The organism is Burkholderia catarinensis (genome assembly GCF_001883705.2).
GTDB classification, from domain to species: domain Bacteria; phylum Pseudomonadota; class Gammaproteobacteria; order Burkholderiales; family Burkholderiaceae; genus Burkholderia; species Burkholderia catarinensis.
Map to the genome: position 1 here is coordinate 48,710 of NZ_MDEQ02000015.1, position 17,668 is coordinate 66,377.

Annotated in this window: 17 protein-coding genes and 1 tRNA gene; 11 read left to right on the forward strand and 7 right to left on the reverse strand. The window is 67.2% G+C overall.

Annotated elements, in window-relative coordinates:
* Positions 1 to 309: 309 nt before the first annotated feature.
* The 3 genes from BFF94_RS23720 to BFF94_RS23730 are packed head-to-tail and all read left to right on the forward strand — an operon-like array spanning position 310 to position 2,542.
* Complete coding sequence (locus tag BFF94_RS23720; RefSeq protein WP_128843786.1) at positions 310 to 1,092, forward strand: amino acid ABC transporter substrate-binding protein; 783 nt, start codon at positions 310 to 312, stop codon at positions 1,090 to 1,092.
* 14 nt (positions 1,093 to 1,106) lie between these two features.
* Entirely contained in the window at positions 1,107 to 1,787 is a 681-nt protein-coding gene (locus BFF94_RS23725; protein ID WP_128843787.1) for an amino acid ABC transporter permease, read from the forward strand.
* Positions 1,784 to 2,542 (forward strand): amino acid ABC transporter ATP-binding protein, encoded by a 759-nt coding sequence (locus BFF94_RS23730; protein WP_128843788.1) that lies wholly within the window; start codon positions 1,784 to 1,786, stop codon positions 2,540 to 2,542. The genes BFF94_RS23725 and BFF94_RS23730 overlap by 4 nt, the downstream gene beginning before the upstream one ends.
* 24 nt (positions 2,543 to 2,566) lie before the next feature.
* Here BFF94_RS23730 and BFF94_RS23735 read toward each other — a convergent pair whose 3' ends face one another.
* Positions 2,567 to 3,382: an alpha/beta fold hydrolase gene (locus BFF94_RS23735; RefSeq protein ID WP_128843789.1), complete on the reverse strand. Its 816-nt coding sequence runs from the start codon at positions 3,380 to 3,382 to the stop codon at positions 2,567 to 2,569.
* 81 nt (positions 3,383 to 3,463) lie between these two features.
* Between BFF94_RS23735 and BFF94_RS23740 the strand changes: the two genes are divergently transcribed.
* Complete coding sequence (locus BFF94_RS23740) at positions 3,464 to 4,078, forward strand: CGNR zinc finger domain-containing protein (RefSeq protein WP_219139918.1); 615 nt, start codon at positions 3,464 to 3,466, stop codon at positions 4,076 to 4,078.
* A gap of 47 nt (positions 4,079 to 4,125) precedes the next feature.
* Here the strand turns inward: BFF94_RS23740 and BFF94_RS23745 are convergent, their stop codons facing one another.
* On the reverse strand, positions 4,126 to 5,175 hold the full coding sequence (locus BFF94_RS23745) for a DUF3592 domain-containing protein (RefSeq protein WP_219139919.1): 1,050 nt from the start codon (positions 5,173 to 5,175) through the stop codon (positions 4,126 to 4,128).
* A gap of 188 nt (positions 5,176 to 5,363) precedes the next feature.
* Positions 5,364 to 5,439, reverse strand: a tRNA-Lys gene (locus BFF94_RS23750).
* A gap of 190 nt (positions 5,440 to 5,629) precedes the next feature.
* Here BFF94_RS23750 and BFF94_RS23755 point away from each other — a divergent pair.
* Both BFF94_RS23755 and BFF94_RS23760 read left to right on the forward strand, forming a co-directional pair.
* Positions 5,630 to 6,034 (forward strand): PaaI family thioesterase, encoded by a 405-nt coding sequence (locus BFF94_RS23755; RefSeq protein WP_128843792.1) that lies wholly within the window; start codon positions 5,630 to 5,632, stop codon positions 6,032 to 6,034.
* A gap of 8 nt (positions 6,035 to 6,042) precedes the next feature.
* Positions 6,043 to 6,909 carry a patatin-like phospholipase family protein gene (locus BFF94_RS23760; protein ID WP_128843793.1) on the forward strand — a complete coding sequence of 289 codons (867 nt, stop codon included), beginning with the start codon at positions 6,043 to 6,045 and terminating at the stop codon, positions 6,907 to 6,909.
* A 49-nt stretch (positions 6,910 to 6,958) separates the two neighbouring features.
* Here BFF94_RS23760 and BFF94_RS23765 read toward each other — a convergent pair whose 3' ends face one another.
* The gene (locus tag BFF94_RS23765; protein WP_128843794.1) at positions 6,959 to 7,972 is read right to left on the reverse strand and encodes a D-2-hydroxyacid dehydrogenase family protein; all 1,014 of its coding nucleotides are present in this window, start codon (positions 7,970 to 7,972) and stop codon (positions 6,959 to 6,961) included.
* A gap of 432 nt (positions 7,973 to 8,404) precedes the next feature.
* Here BFF94_RS23765 and gvmR point away from each other — a divergent pair, with 432 nt between their 5' ends.
* Positions 8,405 to 9,454, forward strand: a complete 1,050-nt coding sequence (gene gvmR / locus BFF94_RS23770; protein ID WP_128843795.1) for a transcriptional regulator GvmR — start codon at positions 8,405 to 8,407, stop codon at positions 9,452 to 9,454.
* Positions 9,455 to 9,581: 127 nt separating this feature from the next.
* On the opposite strand, the gene BFF94_RS23775 is transcribed toward gvmR, so the two are convergent.
* From BFF94_RS23775 to dprA, 3 genes are all read right to left on the reverse strand, one after another.
* Positions 9,582 to 12,179, reverse strand: a complete 2,598-nt coding sequence (locus tag BFF94_RS23775; RefSeq protein WP_128843796.1) for a DNA topoisomerase III — start codon at positions 12,177 to 12,179, stop codon at positions 9,582 to 9,584.
* A 193-nt stretch (positions 12,180 to 12,372) separates the two neighbouring features.
* Positions 12,373 to 12,753 (reverse strand): thioredoxin family protein, encoded by a 381-nt coding sequence (locus BFF94_RS23780; protein ID WP_128843797.1) that lies wholly within the window; start codon positions 12,751 to 12,753, stop codon positions 12,373 to 12,375.
* A 36-nt stretch (positions 12,754 to 12,789) separates the two neighbouring features.
* Positions 12,790 to 14,115 carry a DNA-processing protein DprA gene (gene dprA, locus BFF94_RS23785; RefSeq protein WP_219139920.1) on the reverse strand — a complete coding sequence of 442 codons (1,326 nt, stop codon included), beginning with the start codon at positions 14,113 to 14,115 and terminating at the stop codon, positions 12,790 to 12,792.
* Between the two features lie 181 nt (positions 14,116 to 14,296).
* Here dprA and def point away from each other — a divergent pair, with 181 nt between their 5' ends.
* The 4 genes from def (at position 14,297) to htpX (ending at position 17,543) form a co-directional block, all read left to right on the forward strand.
* The gene (def, locus tag BFF94_RS23790) at positions 14,297 to 14,800 is read left to right on the forward strand and encodes a peptide deformylase (RefSeq protein WP_128843798.1); all 504 of its coding nucleotides are present in this window, start codon (positions 14,297 to 14,299) and stop codon (positions 14,798 to 14,800) included.
* 32 nt (positions 14,801 to 14,832) lie between these two features.
* Positions 14,833 to 15,819 (forward strand): methionyl-tRNA formyltransferase, encoded by a 987-nt coding sequence (gene fmt, locus BFF94_RS23795; protein ID WP_219139921.1) that lies wholly within the window; start codon positions 14,833 to 14,835, stop codon positions 15,817 to 15,819.
* A gap of 130 nt (positions 15,820 to 15,949) precedes the next feature.
* A complete protein-coding gene (locus BFF94_RS23800; RefSeq protein ID WP_128843799.1) occupies positions 15,950 to 16,585 on the forward strand; it encodes a LysE family translocator in 636 nt (211 codons plus the stop codon).
* Positions 16,586 to 16,685: 100 nt separating this feature from the next.
* A complete protein-coding gene (gene htpX / locus BFF94_RS23805; protein ID WP_128843800.1) occupies positions 16,686 to 17,543 on the forward strand; it encodes a zinc metalloprotease HtpX in 858 nt (285 codons plus the stop codon).
* The last annotated feature ends 125 nt before the right edge of the window (positions 17,544 to 17,668 follow it).

The following is a 17,668-nucleotide window of genomic DNA, read 5'->3' on the forward strand; positions in this document are numbered from 1 at the left end:
CGAATAACCCACTTCATCCTGTCTCAATGGTACGTAGCGCTCACGGCGCGGGTGATACCGGGTTGTCGCTTCTGTAACTACCCGTAACGCCTCGTCGTGCCCCGCTTCCGGCAAGATTTCGTCTGACGTTGATGAGGGGTGGCCGACGCAGGCCGTCGCGACATGGTTCGCGCGTTATTCGATAGGCTCATATCGTTAGCCGATTTGCGTTTTTGCGGCGCTTCGACGCGTCGGTAGAATTCGCGGACCTCTCGAACGGCGCATGCGTGCCGGCGGGATGATTCTGTCCAATCATTCGGGGTCCGCACCATGAAATTCTTCCGCTCCATCCTGATCGTCGCAGTGCTGCAGGCCACCGCGGCAACCAGCGCGCTGGCTGCCGACGACCTGTCGCAGATCAAGTCGGCCGGCGTGTTCCGGGTCGGCACCGAAGGCACCTACGCGCCGTTCACGTACCACGACGAGACGGGCAAGCTGACGGGCTTCGACGTCGACATCGCGACCGCGATCGCGCAGCGCCTCGGCGTGAAGCCACAGTTCGTCGAAGGCAAGTGGGACGGGCTGATCGCGGGCCTCGACGTGAACCGCTACGACGCGGTCGTCAACGAAGTGTCGATCACCGACGCACGCAAGGCGAAATACGATTTCTCGACGCCGTACATCACGTCGCACGCGGTACTGATCGTGCGCGCGGACAACACGACGATCCGCTCGTTCGACGACCTGAAAGGCAAGCGGTCGGCGAACACGCTGACGAGCAATTTCGGCAAGCTCGCAGCCGCGCATGGCGCGGACGTGGTGCCCGTGCAGGGTTTCAACGAATCGATCGACCTGCTGACGTCGGGACGAGTCGACGCGACGATCAACGATTCGCTGTCGTACCTCGATTTCCGCAAGCACAAGCCCGACGCGAAACTGAAGATCGCGGCGACCGACAAGACCGGCGCCGGCGACGCGTCCGGCGTGCTGTTGCGCAAGGGCAGCCCCGCGCTGGTGGCCGCGATCGACAAGGCGCTCGCGGACATCAAGGCGGACGGCACCTACGCGAAGATCTCGCAGAAGTACTTCGGCCGCGACGTGTCGCAGCCGTGATGCGAGGCTGAACGATGCCGGCCTGGCTGAACCTGATGACGGAATCGCTGCGGCCCCTGCTTTACGCAGGGCTCGTGTTCACGGTTCCGCTCACGCTCGCGTCGTTCGCGATCGGCTTGCTGCTCGCGTTCGGCGCGGCGCTCGCGCGGCTGTTCGGGCCGCGCTGGGCGCAGGCCGCCGTACGCTTCTATATCTGGCTTTTCCGCGGCTCGCCGCTGCTCGTGCAACTGTTCGTGATCTTCTACGGATTGCCGAGCGTCGGCATCGTGCTCGATCCGCTGACGGCCGCCGTGATCGGCTTCTCGCTGAACGTCGGCGCGTACAACGCCGAGGTGATTCGCGGCGTGATCGAATCGATGCCGAAGGGGCAGTGGGAGGCGGCGTACTCGATGGCGATGACGCGCGCGCAGGCGTTGCGCCGCGCGATCCTGCCGCAGGCTGCACGCGTGGCGCTGCCCGCGCTGTCGAATTCGTTCATTTCGCTCGTGAAGGACACGTCGCTCGCGGCCGTGCTGACGGTGCCCGAGATCTTCCAGGCCGCGCAGCGCATCGCGGCCGTGACCTACGAACCGCTGATTCTCTATACCGAAGCCGCGCTGATCTATCTGCTGTTCAGCTCGGTGCTGTCCACGCTGCAACGCCGCCTCGAAACCCGCTTCGGCCGTCACGCGCTGTTCCAGGCGGAATTGCGATGATTCGTCTCGAACGCATCGACAAGTCGTTCGGCGCGCAGCGCGTGCTGAGCGCGATCGACCTCGCGTTGCAGCCGGGCAGCGTGACTGCGCTGATCGGGCCGTCCGGCAGCGGCAAGAGCACGCTGCTGCGCTGCGTGAACCTGCTCGAAGTGCCGGAGGCGGGCACGCTTGCGGTCGGCGATGCACGCATCGACTTTGCGTCGGGGCGCCGGCCGTCGCGCGACACGGTGTTTGCGGTACGCAAGCAGACCGGCATGGTGTTCCAGAACTTCCAGTTGTTTCCGCACCTGAGCGCCGTGCAGAACGTGATGGAGGGGCTCGTGACCGTGCAGCGCTGGCCGCGAGAGCGTGCGCGCCAGCGGGCACTCGCGTTGCTCGACAAGGTCGGTATCGCGGACAAGGCCGACGCATGGCCGGCCACGCTGTCGGGCGGGCAGCAGCAGCGCGTGGCGATCGCGCGTGCGCTCGCGCCGTCTCCGCAGGTGCTGCTGTGCGACGAGCCGACGTCGGCGCTCGATCCGGAGCTGTCCGTCGAAGTGGTCGAAGTGCTGCGCCAGCTCGCGCGCGAAGGCACGACGATGCTGATGGCCACGCACGACCTGCGCTTGGCCGCATCGATTGCGCACGACGCGGTGTTCCTCGCCGACGGCCGCATTGTCGAGGCCGGTACGTCGCGCGACCTGTTCGGCCGGCCGTGCGACCCGCGCACCGCGAAATTCGTCGCGACGCTCGCGCAGGGCGTGCCGGCGTTCTGACGCAAGTCGCGACACCGGCGACGCTCAGCTCGGCACGTACCCGTCGAGCACGGCGGCGACGATGGCTTCCGGCGCATCTTCCTGGACCAGGTGGCCCGCATGCGGCACCCTGATCAGCTTGCCGTTCGCGATGCGATCGGCAAGCGCCTGCCCCTGTCCGAGCGGAATCCACGCGTCGTCCTCGCCCCACACGATGCGCACCGGAAAGTCCGGCGGCGCGTAGCGGGCCTCGGCTTCCTCGATGTAGCGCTGGCGCATCTGCGCGATCTGGCGATAGAACGCGGCCTGACCGGCTGGCGTGAGCCACGGCGCACGGTAGATCGACAGCGCGTCGTCGCTCAGCGGGCGCGCGACCGCATGGCCGAGATAGGCCGACACGAGCGCGTGATGCGCATACGGGGGCAGCCCGGCGAACGCGGCCTCGTGCTGCGCGACGTGCTGCACGAACGGCGACCCTTGCGGCGCGATCGCGACCGGATTCACGAGCGTGAGGTCTGCGTACGCGATGCCGTCGAGGAAGTGCGCGCGCAGCACGGTCGCGCCGCCGTAGTCGTGCGCGAGCACGCGCGGACGTGAAATCTTCCACTCGTTCAGCATCGCACCGAACAGCCCGTTCTGGCGGCCGAGCGACACGTCCGTGTCCGGCATGTCGGATTGACCATAGCCGAGCAGGTCGTAGAAGAACACGCGATGACGCCACGCGAGCCACGGCGCGATCCGGCGCCACACCTGCGAAGAAAACGGCGTGCCGTGCACGAGCACGAGCGGCGGGCCTTCTCCGAGCGTGCCCCATGCAATCCGGTGGCCTTCGAAATTGAAGCGGTTCGCGAGTTCGAGCATCGGCTTCTCCGTGATAACCTGTTTTGGCTGTTAACAGGTTACGCCGGATTGTCCGGATGTGAAACCGATAGGTGGAATTAAATGGTTACTCGATCTGAGCCTGCGCGATTCGCGCACGAATGGAGCACGGCCGATTTCGTCGGCGGCCATCCGGCGCTCGACTTCCTCAACACGGTGGCCGACACCGGCAAGACGCGCGACGAGGACAAGCTCGTCGACTGGCCGGCCGTGCGCGCGTGGGCCGAGAAAGCGGGATTGCTGGCGCCGGACGATCTGGCGCGGCTGCGGCGCCATCCGCGGCAGGACGGCCCGGACGAGCTGGCGGCGCTGCATCGCTTTCGTGACGATGCGTACGCCGCGATCGCGCACCTGACGGCCGGAGGCGGCGGCAGCGCCGGCGCGCGCGCGGCGGACCGGCTCGCGATGGCGATCCGCGAAGCGATCGGTCGCAGCGCGTTCGACGCGGTCGACGGCCGGTTCGCGTGGCGGCCTGACGCACGCGCCGCTTCGCGCTGGATCGATGCGGCCGCGCTTGGCTTCGAGCAACTGCTGCGCAGCGACGATTTCGCGCGCGTGCGGCAGTGCGGCCGGTGTACATGGTTTTTCGTCGACCGCGGCCGCGGCGTCGGGCGCCGATGGTGCGACATGCGCACGTGCGGGAATCGCGCGAAGGTGGAGGCGTTCAGGGAACGGTGAAGCGCGCCGTTACGGTTGCCGCGTCGCGCGCGGCCGGCGCGCGAGCGTCATTGAGCGGCTTCGTGCGGCCGATGTTCCGGCCATAGCGTTGCGGCGACGAACAACCCGGCCGCGAGGAACGGCGCGCCGATCGCGAACAGGATGGCCATGAGACCCCAGCGATCCCAGAACCGGTCGACGACCGCGCGCTCGGGTGTGACGGGGTCGTACAGCACATTGACCGCTTCGCCTGCGTACAGGCCCGGATGCGACGACGCCGAGCCCTGGGCGAACGTGATCCGGCGCCCGCTGTCGGTCGTGAACGCGACGATCGCCGAATACAGCGACGTGCGTGCACGGGATGAGCGCGCGTTTTCCGCGATCTCGACGACATGGCCGGTCGATTGCGCATAGTGACGGGCAATCTGCCACTGACGCAGGCCGGTGGCGCCTGCGCCTGCCAGGAAGCCGGTGCCGATCGCGATCGGAATCAGCGCGATCGCGACATCCCAGCGGCGCCGCGCCTGCTTGCGTGCGGCCCGGGTCGGCGGTGCGTCGGATGGCCGGCGGCGGCGCTCGCCGATGATCAGCAGGCCGCCGATCGCGAACGACGCGATGGCGAGCAGCGCCGCCACCGCAGCCGGAAACCAGCGCTGCGCAAAATCGTCGATCAGCGCGGGGCGGTCGGGATGGGCGGGGTCGAGCAATACGTCGACGTTCTCGCCGATGTCGTAGGCGGGGACGGTCGATGCGGTATTGCCGGCGATTTCGCGGCGCTGGCCGTCGTTCGCGAGGTACGCGACGATCGGCCGGTACGCGCGCATCGCGTCGCTGTCCTGCACGATGCGCACGATCGTGCCCGGCGCGCGAACCAGGTGGCCGGTCGCCCGGCCGGCCGTGACGGCGAGCACGCCTGCCAGCACGAGCAGCGCGACGCCGAGCGCCAGCGCGCCGAGCGCGTCCTTACCGGGCATGACCGGATCCGGTTCGTGCGTCGCGCGGCGGATTCGGGTGTGCCGGGGTGAGCGGCGTGTCCCGACGGACAGGCCGGTATCGGTGCAACCATGGCCTCTCAATGGTCGCGTCTCGTTCGCATGCATCCATGTCTGGCGTCCCATGTTCTCTCAGTGCCGGCGGGCAAACGGGAGTGCCTGCGCCGGTCGTGTGATATTTGTCGGACGATTCTAGCGGAAACGATGCGAAACGGGCGTGCGGGTGGGTACCGCGACAGAGGGCGTGCCGCGAGCGCGGCGCGCGGAAATGGAAAAAGCCCGGTTAGCTTTCGCTAACCGGGCTTCGGAATTCCTGGTGGGGCGTGAGTGACTCGAACACTCGACCTACGGATTAAGAGTCCGCTGCTCTACCAACTGAGCTAACGCCCCCAACAGAAGAAAGATTATGCGTGAGTATTTCAGGCTTGGCAAGTCCTTTGTGCGAATTTCCTGAAAATATTTCGTCACGGCAACGGCAGCTGCCGGCGCGATGACGAGCGATCGCAGTTTGCGCGCTCCCGGTATGATGACGCCACACGTGTTGCGCGGCGGTCGCGCAACGCTTTCTGGACTTTCGAAGATGGACGAAAACGCTGTCCGCGAATTGCTGGATCGCCTGCTGGCCCCGTGGGTCCGCTCGCTCGGTCTGGTCCCCGTGTCGATCGGCGACGACAGCGTCACGCTGCGCCTGCCGTTTTCCGGCGAATTCCGCCATTCGGGCGGCGGGATCTGCGGCCAGGTGTTCACGGCGGCCGCCGATACCGCGATGGTGGTCGCGATCTCGGCCGCGCTCGGCGAGTTCCGGCCGATGACGACCGTCTCGCTGAACACGAACTTCATGCGTCCCGTGCGCAAGGGCGACTTGCTCGTCACCGCGCGCGTGCTGCGGATGGGCCGCAACCTCGTGTTCGGCGAAGTCGAGCTGTTCGACGAGGACGGCAAGATGGCCGTCCACGCGACGTCGACCTACGCGCTCGTCAGCTGAGCGGCGCGATGTTCGACCAGATCGTCTTTGCGGGCGGCGGCAATCGCTGCTGGTGGCAGGCCGGCTTCTGGGACGTCGCGCAGCCGGCGCTCGGCCTGCGCCCGCGCGTGATCACCGGCATCTCGGCCGGCGCGGCGACCGCGTGCATGCTCTATACGCGCGACGCCGCGTGGGTGATGCGCTATTACGAAGAGGCGCTGCGCCACAACCGGAAGAACGCGTACTGGGGCAACCTGTTCGGGCGCGAGCCCGTGTTTCCGCATTACCGGATCTACCGTCAGGCGTTGCTCGACATCTACGGCGAGCCGTTCGCGAAGCTCGCCGCGGCACCGGAGATCCGCATTGGCGTGTCGCACGTGCCGCGCTGGCTCGGCGCGCGCAGCGCGGTCGCCGCCGGCCTCGTCGCGTACAACATCGAGAAGTACGTGCGCAAGACGCTGCACCCGACGCTCGGTCGCACGCTCGGCTTTCGGCCCGAATTCGTGCGTGCGCAGGCTTGCACGCAAGTCGACGAACTCGCCGACCTGATCCTGCAGTCGTCCTGCACGCCGCCGTTCACGCCGGTGCTGCGCCGCGGCGGCCGGCCCGTGCTCGACGGCGGGATGGTCGACAACGTGCCGGTCGACGCGCTCGACCCGTCGCCGGGTGACGTACTGGTGCTCGTCACGCGGCTGTATCCGCGCCCGCAGATGTTCACGGTCGCGCATGGCGACCAGCGGCGGCTGTACGTGCAGCCGTCGAGCAAGGTGCCGATTTCGAGCTGGGATTACACGAGCCCGTCGCAGATGCGGCATGCGTACGACCTCGGGCGGCGCGACGGCGAGCATTTCCTGTCGCGCGTCGGCGCGATGACGGGCGGCAGCGTGGCCGCCTGACGGCAGGGAACGGAGCAGCGGGGCCGCGCGGCGCGCGCAGCCCGTGCGGTCAGCGCTTGCGGATCGGCGTCAGCGCTTGCGGGTTGGCGACGCTCGACATGTCGCCCTGGTCGAACGCAAGGATGTTCCTGAAGGCCGCGCTGAAGTAGAGCTCGTAGCTTTCGCGTTCGACGTAGCCGATGTGCGGCGTGCAGATCACGTTTTCCATCCGCAGCAGGCTGTAGCCCTGCAGGATCGGCTCGCTTTCGAACACGTCGATCGCGACCATCCCCGGCCGGTTGTGCGACAGCGCGTTGACCAGCGCATTTTCCTCGAGCAGTTCCGCGCGGCTCGTGTTGACGAGCAGCGACGTCGGCTTCATCCGCATCAGGTCTTCCTGCTTCACGATCCCGCGCGTGTCGTCGTGCATGCGCAGGTGCAGCGACAGCACGTCGCTCTGCTCGAACAGCGCTTCGCGGCTTTCGGCGGCCGCGTAGCCGTCGGCGCGGGCGGCCTCGAGCGAATGCTCGCGGCCCCAGATCAGCACGTTCATCCCGAATGCCTTGCCGTAGCCGGCGACGAGCCGGCCGATCTTGCCGTAGCCCCAGATGCCGAGCGTCTGGCCGCGCAGCACCTGGCCGAGGCCGAAGTTCGGCGGCATCGCCGACGTCTTCAGGCCCGACTGCTGCCAGGCGCCCTGCTTCAGGTTCGCGACGTACTGCGGAATGCGGCGCTGGGCGGCCATCACGAGCGCCCAGGTCAGCTCGGCGGGCGCGACCGGCGAACCCGTGCCTTCGAGCACCGCGATACCGCGGTCGGTACAGGCTTCGAGATCGATGTGACTCGAGACGCGGCCGGTCTGGCTGATCATGCGCAGGTTCGGCAGCTTGGCGAGCAGTTGCGACGAAATCGGGGTCCGTTCACGAATCAGCACGAGCGCCTCGACTTCCGCCAGACGGCTTGCGAGCTGTCCCAACCCGCGCACCGTATTGTTGAAGACCTTCACATCGTGGTCGGCAAGCATCTCGAAGCAGTTCAGCTTGCGGACGGCGTCCTGGTAGTCGTCGAGGATGGCAATTTTCATGGTGAGCGGGTGTCGCGCGTGGAAAGCAGCGGTGGCGGTGGTGGCGGCGCACGTCGCGCGCCCGTCCCGCCCGGCCGGGGCCGACATGATGCTACGTCGGCCGCCTTCATGGTGTCTTTTTAACAGGTTGTTACGCTCCGCCGCAATCGGCGCCAGCCTCACCGGGAGGCGCTTGCGTGCCGGGCGGCGGGGTGCGCTGTTGTGTCGCATCAAATACGTCCTTCCTGATTCGACCGCGTACTCGACGAGGTTCACCCAATTGTTGCTCCAATCAGAATAATTGGATCAACTATCCGCAGAAGGCGAGGATTTTTGACTATTTTTATCTCGATTCAGCGACCTGTTAGGCAACTCTGCATCTTTTTCGCTGTCGTAGGAGAATTACGCATTTGCTTCATCTTTTTGAAGTTGTAACAGCGGCAGGAGTCGTTTATGGATCATTTGCAGTCGATGCGCGTGTTCGTCAGGGTTGCAGATCTCGGCAGTTTCGCGCGGGCCGCGAGCGCAATGGATATCTCCAACGCGGTTGCGACGCGTCACGTCGCCGATCTGGAAGGCCGGCTCGGCACGCGTTTGCTGAACCGCACCACACGCAGTCTTTCCCTGACGGAGTCGGGCCAGGTCTATCTGGAGCGTGCTCGCCAGATCCTCGATGAGCTCGAGGACGTCGAGCAGATGGTCGTCGCACGCAATCACGAGCCGGTCGGCACGCTGCGCATCGTCGCGCCGGTCGTGTTCGGCCTGCATAACCTCGCGCCCGTGTTGCAGTCGTACACGGAGAATTTCCCGAAAGTGGTGCCGGATCTCACGCTGGTCGACCGGCAGGTCGATCTCGTCGAGGAAGGCTTCGACGTCGGCATCGTCGTGACGCGCCAGATGCGCAGCGCGAGCATCGTCACGCGGCGCCTGACCACCGGCTGCATGACCGTATGTGCGACGCCGAGCTACCTGGAGAAGCACGGGGTCCCGACCCATCCGGAGCATCTCGCCGAACACCCGAGCCTGAGCCTGCCGACCGAATACTGGGGCGACGAGCGCGTATTCACGGGGCCGGACGGCGAAGTGCGCGTGCGCCCGACCAACGTGATCGTCGCGAACAACACCGCGATGCTGCGCCAGTGCGCGCTGCTCGGGATGGGCGTCGCGATCCTGCCGAGCTACCTGATCGGCGGTGACATCGCGCACGGCGCGCTCGTGCGGCTGCTGCCGGATTTCCGGCTGCCGCAGGTCGAGATCAACATCGCTTACCCGAGCCGGCGCCATCTGCCCGCGAAGGTGCGCACGTTCATCGACCACCTCGTCGAGCATTTCAGCCACTCGACCGACGCGACGCTGGGCGAACAGTGGGCCGCGCAGAGTTCGGCGCTCGCGCCGATCGGCGTCGAGACGCGTGCCGAGCAGCCCGAATCGGCCGACCCTAACCTGTCGCCGCGCCTGCCGCGTTCGCTGCGCACGCGCGTCGCGGTGCCGTCGCCGCTGTAACGGCGCGACGGCCGGGCGGCGATTGCCGCGGCACAAGAAAAAACGCGGATCGAGCGATCGATCCGCGTTTTTTTATGGCTGCCTGCCGGAACCTGATGCGCCGGGGCGAACCCCGGCGGCCGGGTCGTTACGAACCCGTCTTGCGCGCCGTCGTCTTGCGGGCGGCGGTCTTGCGGGCCGGTGCCGGTTTCGCTTCGGCGCCTTCCGTCACGGTTTCGGCATCCTTCGTCGCCGATTTTGCCGTCTTCTTCGCGGCGGCCGCCTTCGGTTCCTTCTTCTCGAACTCGAAGCCGATCTTGCCGTCCGGCTGCTTCACGAGGAACGCCTTGAAGTTGCGGCCGGTGCGCGACGACTTGAAGTTCGGCATCAGATCCGTACGACCGTCGGCGAGCAGCTTGCCCATCTGCTCGCGCGTGATTTCCTGCTGCAGGATCACCTTGCCCGAGCGGAAGTCGCAAGTCTTCGGGTTGGCAACCGAGTGCTCGCACACGTAGCTCATCCCGTGCTCGAACACGCGGCCCTTGCACTTCGGGCACGCGCCGACCGGCTCCTGCGCGGAGAAGTCGGGCGCTTCGCCGTCCTCGCCGCCCTGGTCCTGGCCGAAATCGAACTCGAGCTTGTAGTTCTTCGTCTCGTCGTCGAAGGACAGCTTGAGGATCGCCGAGAACGGGCGGCCCATCTTGCTGCGGAACCCGGACAGCGGACCGATTTCCTTCTTCTGCAGCAGCTCCTCGACTTCCGGGATCTCGAACTGCCGGCTGCCCGGGATCTTCGAGATCGAGAACTCGCACTTCGTGCACGCGAAGCGGCGGTAGTTTTCCTTCACCTGGCCGCCGCAGTTCGGGCACGGCGTCACGAGCGTCGCGTAGTCGCCGGGGATCGTGTCGGAATCGTATTCCTTCGCGCGCTTGACGATCTGCTGCGTCATGCGGGCGATTTCCTGCATGAACGCTTCGCGCCCGAGATTGCCGCGCTCCATCTGCGACAGCTTGTATTCCCATTCGCCGGTGAGTTCGGGCGCGGTGAGTTCCTTCACGCCGAGGCCGCGCAGCAGCGTCATCAGCTGGAATGCCTTCGCGGTCGGGATCAGTTCGCGGCCTTCGCGCAACAGGTATTTCTCGCCGAGCAGGCCTTCGATGATCGCCGCGCGCGTCGCCGGCGTGCCGAGGCCCTTCGCGGCCATCGCCTCGCGCAGCTCGTCGTCCTCGACGAGCTTGCCCGCGCCTTCCATCGCGGACAGCAGCGTCGCTTCCGAGTAGCGTGCGGGCGGCTTCGTCACGAGCGCGACGGCGGCGATTTCGTCCGTCTTCACCTTCTCGTTCTTCTGCACCGGCACGAGGTTCGCGTCCGCACCTTCGGCGTCGCGGCCGTACACCTGCAGCCAGCCCGGTTCGACGAGCACCTTGCCTTCGGTCTTGAAGTGATGGCCGGCGACTTCGGTGATCCGCGTCGTGACGCGGAATTCGGCCGCGGGGAAGAACACGGCGAGGAAGCGCTTCACGACCAGGTCGTACAGCTTCTGCTCCGGCTCGGACAGCGACTTCGGCGCCTGCAGCGTCGGGATGATTGCAAAGTGGTCGCTGATCTTCGAGTTGTCGAAGATGCGCTTGTTCGGCTTCACCCAGCCCTTGTCGAGCACCTGCTTCGCATGCGGCAGGTAATTGTTGCTCTCCTTGAGCATCTCGAGCGTGGACTCGACCGTCGAAAGATAGTCTTCCGGCAGCGCGCGCGCGTCGGTACGCGGGTAGGTCAGCACCTTGTGCTTTTCATACAGTGCCTGCGCGAGACCGAGCGTGTTCTTCGCGGAGAACCCGAAGCGGCCGTTCGCCTCGCGCTGCAGGCTCGTCAGGTCGAACAGCAGCGGCGACAGTTGCGTCGACGGCTTCGATTCCTCGGAGACCGTGCCGACCTGGTCGCGGCATGCGGCGACGATCGTTTCGGCGGCAGGCAGGCTCCACAGGCGGGAGTCGCGCTTTTCCGGATCGAATTCGTCGCGCTTGAATTTCGGGTCATACCACTTGCCTTCGTAGAAGCCGCCCGCGCACGCGAATTCGGCCCTCACTTCCCAGTAGTCGCGCGGGATGAAGCGGCGGATTTTCTCTTCGCGTTCGACGACGATCGACAACGTTGGCGTCTGAACGCGGCCAACTGTCGTCAGGAAGAAGCCGCCGCCCTTGCTGTTGAACGCGGTCATCGCGCGGGTGCCGTTGATCCCGACGAGCCAGTCGGCTTCCGAGCGGCAGCGTGCGGCGTCGGCGAGCGGCAGCATGTCGGTGTCGCTGCGCAGGTTCGTGAAGCCGTCGCGGATCGCCTGCGGAGTCATCGACTGCAGCCACAGGCGCTGGACCGGCTGCTTCGCCTTTGCGTGCTGCGCGATCAGGCGGAAAATCAGCTCGCCCTCGCGCCCCGCGTCACATGCGTTGATCAGGCGGTCGACGTCCTTGCGCTTCATCAGCTTGGTGAGCACCTTGAGCCGCGACTCGCTTTTTGCGATCGGGTTCAGGTCGAAATGCGGGGGGATGACGGGCAGATGCGCGAAGCTCCATTTCCCGCGCTTGACCTCGTACTCTTCCGGGGCGGCGATTTCCAGCAAGTGGCCGACAGCGGACGAAAGGACGAATTCGTCGCTCTCGTAATACTCGTCATGCTTGGTAAAGCCGCCCAAAGCGCGTGCGATGTCGTTCGCGACAGAAGGCTTTTCCGCAATGATCAGTGCTTTGGACATGACAGGTGTGTGTTGGTAGACCGGGTTCGCCGGTTGTGGGTCGCTTTTACGACCGCTTTATAGCACACGCCGTAGCGATGGCGGCTCGGCGTGTAAAAAGCGGCCCATCATAGAGGGGGGCCGCAGCGGCGGCAAGCGCCCGCCGCGGCGGAGCGCGCAAACATGCGAAAAACCGCCGGGCCGGCCCGCGAATTCAGGCTTCGACGGTCAGGACGTTGCGCAATTTCGGTGCGTGCGGCGCGCCGGGTACCGCGCTCAGGTCGGACAGCATCCGCTCGACGATCGCCGCATGCGGCAGCACCGTTCCGAAGAAGCGTGCGGTGTTGGCATCCTCGATCAGGATCGTCGGGAAGTTCTCGACGTCGAGATCGTCGAACTGGTCGGCATGCGTTTCGATGTCGATCCAGGCGAAGCAGGCGTCCGGATGTGCGTCGGCGAGCCGGTCGAAGGCCGTCCGGTAGTCGCGGCACGTGCCGCACCACTCGGCGCACAGGCAGGCGACGAGCAACGTGCCGGGATCGGCGAGACGCTCGGCGATCCGATCCGCATCGGTGTCGAGATTCAGCGCAGGCATGGATTTCCTTGAGTATCGTCGGCGGCGCGGCCGCCCCTATGCGGGGAAATGTAGCACGCCGCGCGCGGGCGGGGCGGGCGCCGCGTCAAGCCGGGCGAAGCGGCCGCCGGGGAGGCTGGCGACGTGGCCGGCCAATTCCAGCGCGAGCAGCGCGCGGTGCAGCACGTCGTCGGACAGGCCGCTGTGTTCGGCGAGCCATTCGTACGTGACGGGGCTGTATCCCATCGCGGCCAGCACGGCCAGTTCGGACGGGGTGCCGGGCGGTGGAGACGGCGGCGATGCGTCGGTTCGGGCTGGCGCGGCGGCCGCAGCGGCGGGATCCGCGTGCGTGCTGCCAGCGGCTTCGGTTCCGTGGGGGCCGCCGGCATTCGCGCCCTGATTTCCGGAGCACGGCGCGTCACCCGCCGCGCGAGCCGCCGGTTCGCCCAGCCCGTATTCCTCGAGCACATCGAGCGCCGCCGTCGTAAGCTTCGCGCCGTCGCGGATCAGCGCGTGGCAGCCCTGGGCGAGCGGCGCGTGGATCGAGCCCGGCATCGCGAACACATCGCGCCCCAGTTCGTTCGCGAGCCGCGCGGTAATCAGCGAGCCGGAGCGCGGCGCGGCCTCGACGACGAGCGTACCGATCGCGAGCGCGGCGATCAGCCGGTTGCGCTGGGGGAAATGCGCGGCGCGGGCCGGCGTGCCGAGCGGCCATTCCGACACGATCGCGCCGTGCGCGGCGATCTCGTGGGCGAGCGCCCGGTGCCGCGCCGGGTAGACGAGGTCGGCGCCCGTCGCGATCACCGCGACCGTGCCCGACCGGCCATCGAGCCCACCGCGATGGGCGGCGCCGTCGATCCCGAGCGCGAGGCCCGAGACGATCGAGAGCCCCGCGTCGGACAACTCGCGTGCGAAGCGCGTCGCGTCGGCGAGCCCCTGCGGCGTCGCGTGGCGGCTGCCGACCACGGCGAGGCCGCGCGCGTGCAGCAGGTCGAGTCGGCCCTTTACATATAGCAGCAGCGGCGGATCGTGCAGGTCGCGCAACCGCGGCGGGTAGGCCGGATCGTTGAGCGTGACGAGCGCATTGCCCGGCGCATCGAGCCACGCGAGCGCGGCATCGGTGCGCGCGTCGAGATCGTCGTGCGGGCTCGCACGCACGGCCTGTGCGGCGGCGGGGCTGCCGACGGCGGCGATGGCTTGATCGGACGCGCGCAGCAGCGCCGCCGGCGACCCGAATGCATCGAGCAGCCCCTGCAGCACGGCGGGCGCGAGGCCGGGCGCATGCGCGAGCTGCAGCCATGCGCGAAGCGCCGAGGTGGTCAGCGCTTGCGGCGACATGAGGCTCCCCTCGAACGCGGCGGCCAGCGGACCGCGTGGCGCCATGATAAAATTTTCATCATCCGAAATACTCGACAGGGCCGCGCGCGCAGGCGCCCGGCCAATTGCAGGGCGATCCGCGGCATTGATTCGCCGCGCATCCGCCTCATCTTCATTGCATCCCGGCGGCGGCGCCAGCCGGCCGGATGGCCGATGCGCCACGCCGCTCCACCGAATACCGAACGCCATGGCTTTGCTCAATATTCTTCATTACCCCGACAAGCGGCTGCACAAGGTCGCCAAGCCCGTCGACAAGGTCGACGACCGGATCCGCAAGCTCGTCGCCGACATGGCCGAGACCATGTACGCGGCGCCCGGCATCGGCCTTGCGGCCACGCAGGTCGACGTGCACGAGCGCGTGATCGTGATCGACATTTCCGAGGAGAAGAACGAGCTGCGCGCGTTCATCAACCCCGAGATCGTGTGGTCGAGCGACGTGAAGCAGATCTACGAAGAGGGCTGCCTGTCGGTGCCCGGCATCTACGACGAAGTCGAGCGTCCCGACCACGTGCGCGTGCGCGCGCTCAACGAGCAGGGCGAGACCATCGAGCTCGACTGCGAGGGCCTGCTCGCCGTGTGCGTCCAGCACGAGATGGATCACCTGATGGGGCGCGTGTTCGTCGAATACCTGTCGCCGCTCAAGCAGACGCGCATCAAGACGAAGATGAAGAAACTCGAACGCGCGATGTAACGCGTTCGCCCTGCCCGATCCCGAACGCTGTCATGACCCATACGTTGCGCGTGATTTTTGCCGGTACGCCGGAATTCGCCGCGGCTGCCCTCGCCGCGATCCACGAGGCCGGTTTTCCGGTGCCGCTCGTGCTGACCCAGCCCGATCGCCCTGCCGGGCGCGGGATGAAGCTGCAGGCGAGCGCCGTGAAGCGCTACGCCGTCGAGCACGGGATGCCCGTCGCGCAGCCGCCGTCGCTGCGCCGTGCGGGCAAGTACCCGGCGGAGGCGGCCGACGCGATCGAGCTGCTGCGCGCGACCCCGCACGACGTGATGGTGGTTGCCGCGTATGGCCTGCTGCTGCCGCAGGAGGTGCTCGACATTCCGCGCGACGGCTGCATCAACATCCATGCGTCGCTATTGCCGCGCTGGCGCGGCGCCGCGCCGATCCACCGCGCGATCGAGGCCGGCGACGCCGAGACGGGCGTCACGCTGATGCAGATGGACGTCGGCCTCGACACCGGCGCGATGATCGAGGAGGCGCGCATCGCGATCGCACCCGACGATACGACCGCGACCCTGCACGACCGGCTCGCTGCCGACGGCGCGCGACTGATCGTCGATGCGCTCGTGCGACTCGAGCGCGACGGCACGCTGCCGGCGACGCCGCAGCCGGCCGACGGCGTGACCTACGCGGAAAAGATCGGCAAGCATGAAGCGGCGCTCGACTGGCGCAAGCCTGCCGACGTGCTCGCGCGCCAGGTGCGCGCGTTCGATCCGTTCCCGGGCGGCGTCGCGACGCTCGACGGCGCGGCGATCAAGCTGTGGGCGGCCGAGCCCGTGGCGGCGCGCGGCGACGCGCTGCCCGGCACGATCGTCGAAGCCGCGCCGGAAGGCGTGGTCGTCGCGTGCGGCAGCGGCGCGCTGCGCGTCACCCAGCTGCAGAAGCCGGGCGGCAAGCGGTTGCCCGCGCGCGAATTCCTCGCCGGCTCGCCGCTCGCGGCGGGCCAGCGTTTCGCGCTGCCTGATGAGGCTGCCTGAGGTTGCCTGAAGGGGCCTGAGCGCCATTCGACACGGCCTGCCGGCCGTGCGCAATCGGCCGTACGGCCGAGTCGCGCGGCGCGGCAGGCGCGCGTAGAATTTCCCTGCGCTCTCCGGTTTCGAGGTTTTCATGTTCGGCATCACCCATTTCGGCTTCTTCGTGCTGGCAGTTTTCCTGCTGAACGTCACGCCCGGTCCCGACACGGCCTATATCGTCGGCCGCAGCGTCGCGCAGGGCCGCGGCGCGGGGCTGATGTCGGCGCTCGGCATTTCGGCCGGCTGCTGCGTTCACGCGCTCGCGTGCGCATTCGGCCTGACTGCGCTGCTCGCGGCATCGGCTGCCGCGTTCACGGTGATCAAGCTGGTCGGCGCCGCCTACCTGATCTACCTCGGCGTGCGGATGATCATTGCGAAGCAGGCGGCCGAGCCGTCGGGCACGGCGGCCACGCAGGCCGCGAAGCCGCTGCGCCAGCTGTTCATGCAGGGCTTCTGGACCAACGTGCTGAACCCTAAGGTCGTGCTGTTCTTCGTGTCGTTCTTCCCGCAGTTCGTGTCGGTCGACAGCCCGCACAAGGCCTGGGCGTTCCTGACCCTCGGTGCGGTGTTCGTCGCGATGAGCACGGTCTGGACCAGCCTGGTCGCCTGGGTCGCGGGCAGCGTCACGCAGCGCTTTTCCGGCAAGCCGGGCGTCAGGAAGTGGCTCGACCGCACGGTCGGCAGCGCTTTCGTCGGCCTCGGCCTTCGTCTTGCAACATCGCAACGCTGAGATTGAATTTTTCCGGCAAGACCTTATCTAACAAATCGCTTACAATTTTCCGTCGCGCCCTGTGATGCGCGGCGGGTTCCCTGACGGATAAGGAGTGGGTATGTTCAATTGGGTCAAAACGGCGATGCTGATGGCCGCGATCACGGCCCTGTTCATCGTGATCGGCGGGATGATCGGCGGCTCGCGCGGCATGACGATCGCGCTGCTGTTCGCGCTCGGCATGAATTTCTTCTCGTACTGGTTCTCCGACAAGATGGTGCTGCGCATGTACAACGCGCAGGAGGTCGACGAGAACACGGCGCCGCAGTTCTACCGGATGGTGCGCGAGCTGGCCACGCGCGCGAACCTGCCGATGCCGCGCGTCTACCTGATCAACGAGGACGCGCCGAACGCGTTCGCGACGGGCCGCAACCCCGAGCACGCGGCAGTCGCCGCGACGACGGGCATCCTGCGCGTGCTGTCGGAGCGCGAGATGCGCGGCGTGATGGCGCACGAGCTCGCGCACGTGAAGCACCGCGACATCCTGATCTCGACGATCACCGCGACGATGGCGGGCGCGATCTCGGCGATCGCGAACTTCGCGATGTTCTTCGGCGGGCGCGACGAGAACGGCCGGCCAACCAACCCGATCGCGGGTATTGCGGTCGCGCTGCTCGCGCCGATCGCCGGCGCGCTGATCCAGATGGCGATTTCGCGGGCACGCGAGTTCGAGGCCGACCGCGGCGGCGCGCAGATTTCCGGCGATCCGCAGTCGCTTGCGACCGCGCTCGACAAGATCCATCGCTATGCGGCCGGCATTCCGTTCCAGGCGGCCGAGGCGCATCCGGCCACCGCGCAGATGATGATCATGAACCCGCTGCACGGCGGCGGCCTGAAAAACCTGTTCTCGACGCACCCGGCCACCGAGGAGCGCATCGCGCGCCTGATGGAGATGGCGCGTACCGGCCGCTTCGACTAAGCCTCGGCACGCCGCGCGGCGGTTGCCGCGTGGCGTCCGTCCCGCCACCCCGCACGCTTCGCGCTGCGGGGTGTTTCATTTGTGCGAGCCGTAAAGGGGCCAAAGGGGCCGCGTGGTCGCACGCT

Coding starts and splice junctions, on each gene's coding strand:
- BFF94_RS23730 (WP_128843788.1), top strand. CDS start 1,784: ATGATTCGTCTCGAACGCATCGACAAGTCGTTCGGCGCGCAGCGCGTG.
- BFF94_RS23755 (WP_128843792.1), top strand. CDS start 5,630: ATGGACGAAAACGCTGTCCGCGAATTGCTGGATCGCCTGCTGGCCCCG.
- dprA (WP_219139920.1), bottom strand. CDS start 14,115: ATGGCGCCACGCGGTCCGCTGGCCGCCGCGTTCGAGGGGAGCCTCATG.
- BFF94_RS23745 (WP_219139919.1), bottom strand. CDS start 5,175: ATGGGACGCCAGACATGGATGCATGCGAACGAGACGCGACCATTGAGA.
- htpX (WP_128843800.1), top strand. CDS start 16,686: ATGTTCAATTGGGTCAAAACGGCGATGCTGATGGCCGCGATCACGGCC.
- BFF94_RS23780 (WP_128843797.1), bottom strand. CDS start 12,753: ATGCCTGCGCTGAATCTCGACACCGATGCGGATCGGATCGCCGAGCGT.
- fmt (WP_219139921.1), top strand. CDS start 14,833: ATGACCCATACGTTGCGCGTGATTTTTGCCGGTACGCCGGAATTCGCC.
- BFF94_RS23765 (WP_128843794.1), bottom strand. CDS start 7,972: ATGAAAATTGCCATCCTCGACGACTACCAGGACGCCGTCCGCAAGCTG.
- gvmR (WP_128843795.1), top strand. CDS start 8,405: ATGGATCATTTGCAGTCGATGCGCGTGTTCGTCAGGGTTGCAGATCTC.
- def (WP_128843798.1), top strand. CDS start 14,297: ATGGCTTTGCTCAATATTCTTCATTACCCCGACAAGCGGCTGCACAAG.
- BFF94_RS23760 (WP_128843793.1), top strand. CDS start 6,043: ATGTTCGACCAGATCGTCTTTGCGGGCGGCGGCAATCGCTGCTGGTGG.
- BFF94_RS23775 (WP_128843796.1), bottom strand. CDS start 12,179: ATGTCCAAAGCACTGATCATTGCGGAAAAGCCTTCTGTCGCGAACGAC.
- BFF94_RS23740 (WP_219139918.1), top strand. CDS start 3,464: ATGGTTACTCGATCTGAGCCTGCGCGATTCGCGCACGAATGGAGCACG.
- BFF94_RS23735 (WP_128843789.1), bottom strand. CDS start 3,382: ATGCTCGAACTCGCGAACCGCTTCAATTTCGAAGGCCACCGGATTGCA.
- BFF94_RS23725 (WP_128843787.1), top strand. CDS start 1,107: ATGCCGGCCTGGCTGAACCTGATGACGGAATCGCTGCGGCCCCTGCTT.
- BFF94_RS23800 (WP_128843799.1), top strand. CDS start 15,950: ATGTTCGGCATCACCCATTTCGGCTTCTTCGTGCTGGCAGTTTTCCTG.
- BFF94_RS23720 (WP_128843786.1), top strand. CDS start 310: ATGAAATTCTTCCGCTCCATCCTGATCGTCGCAGTGCTGCAGGCCACC.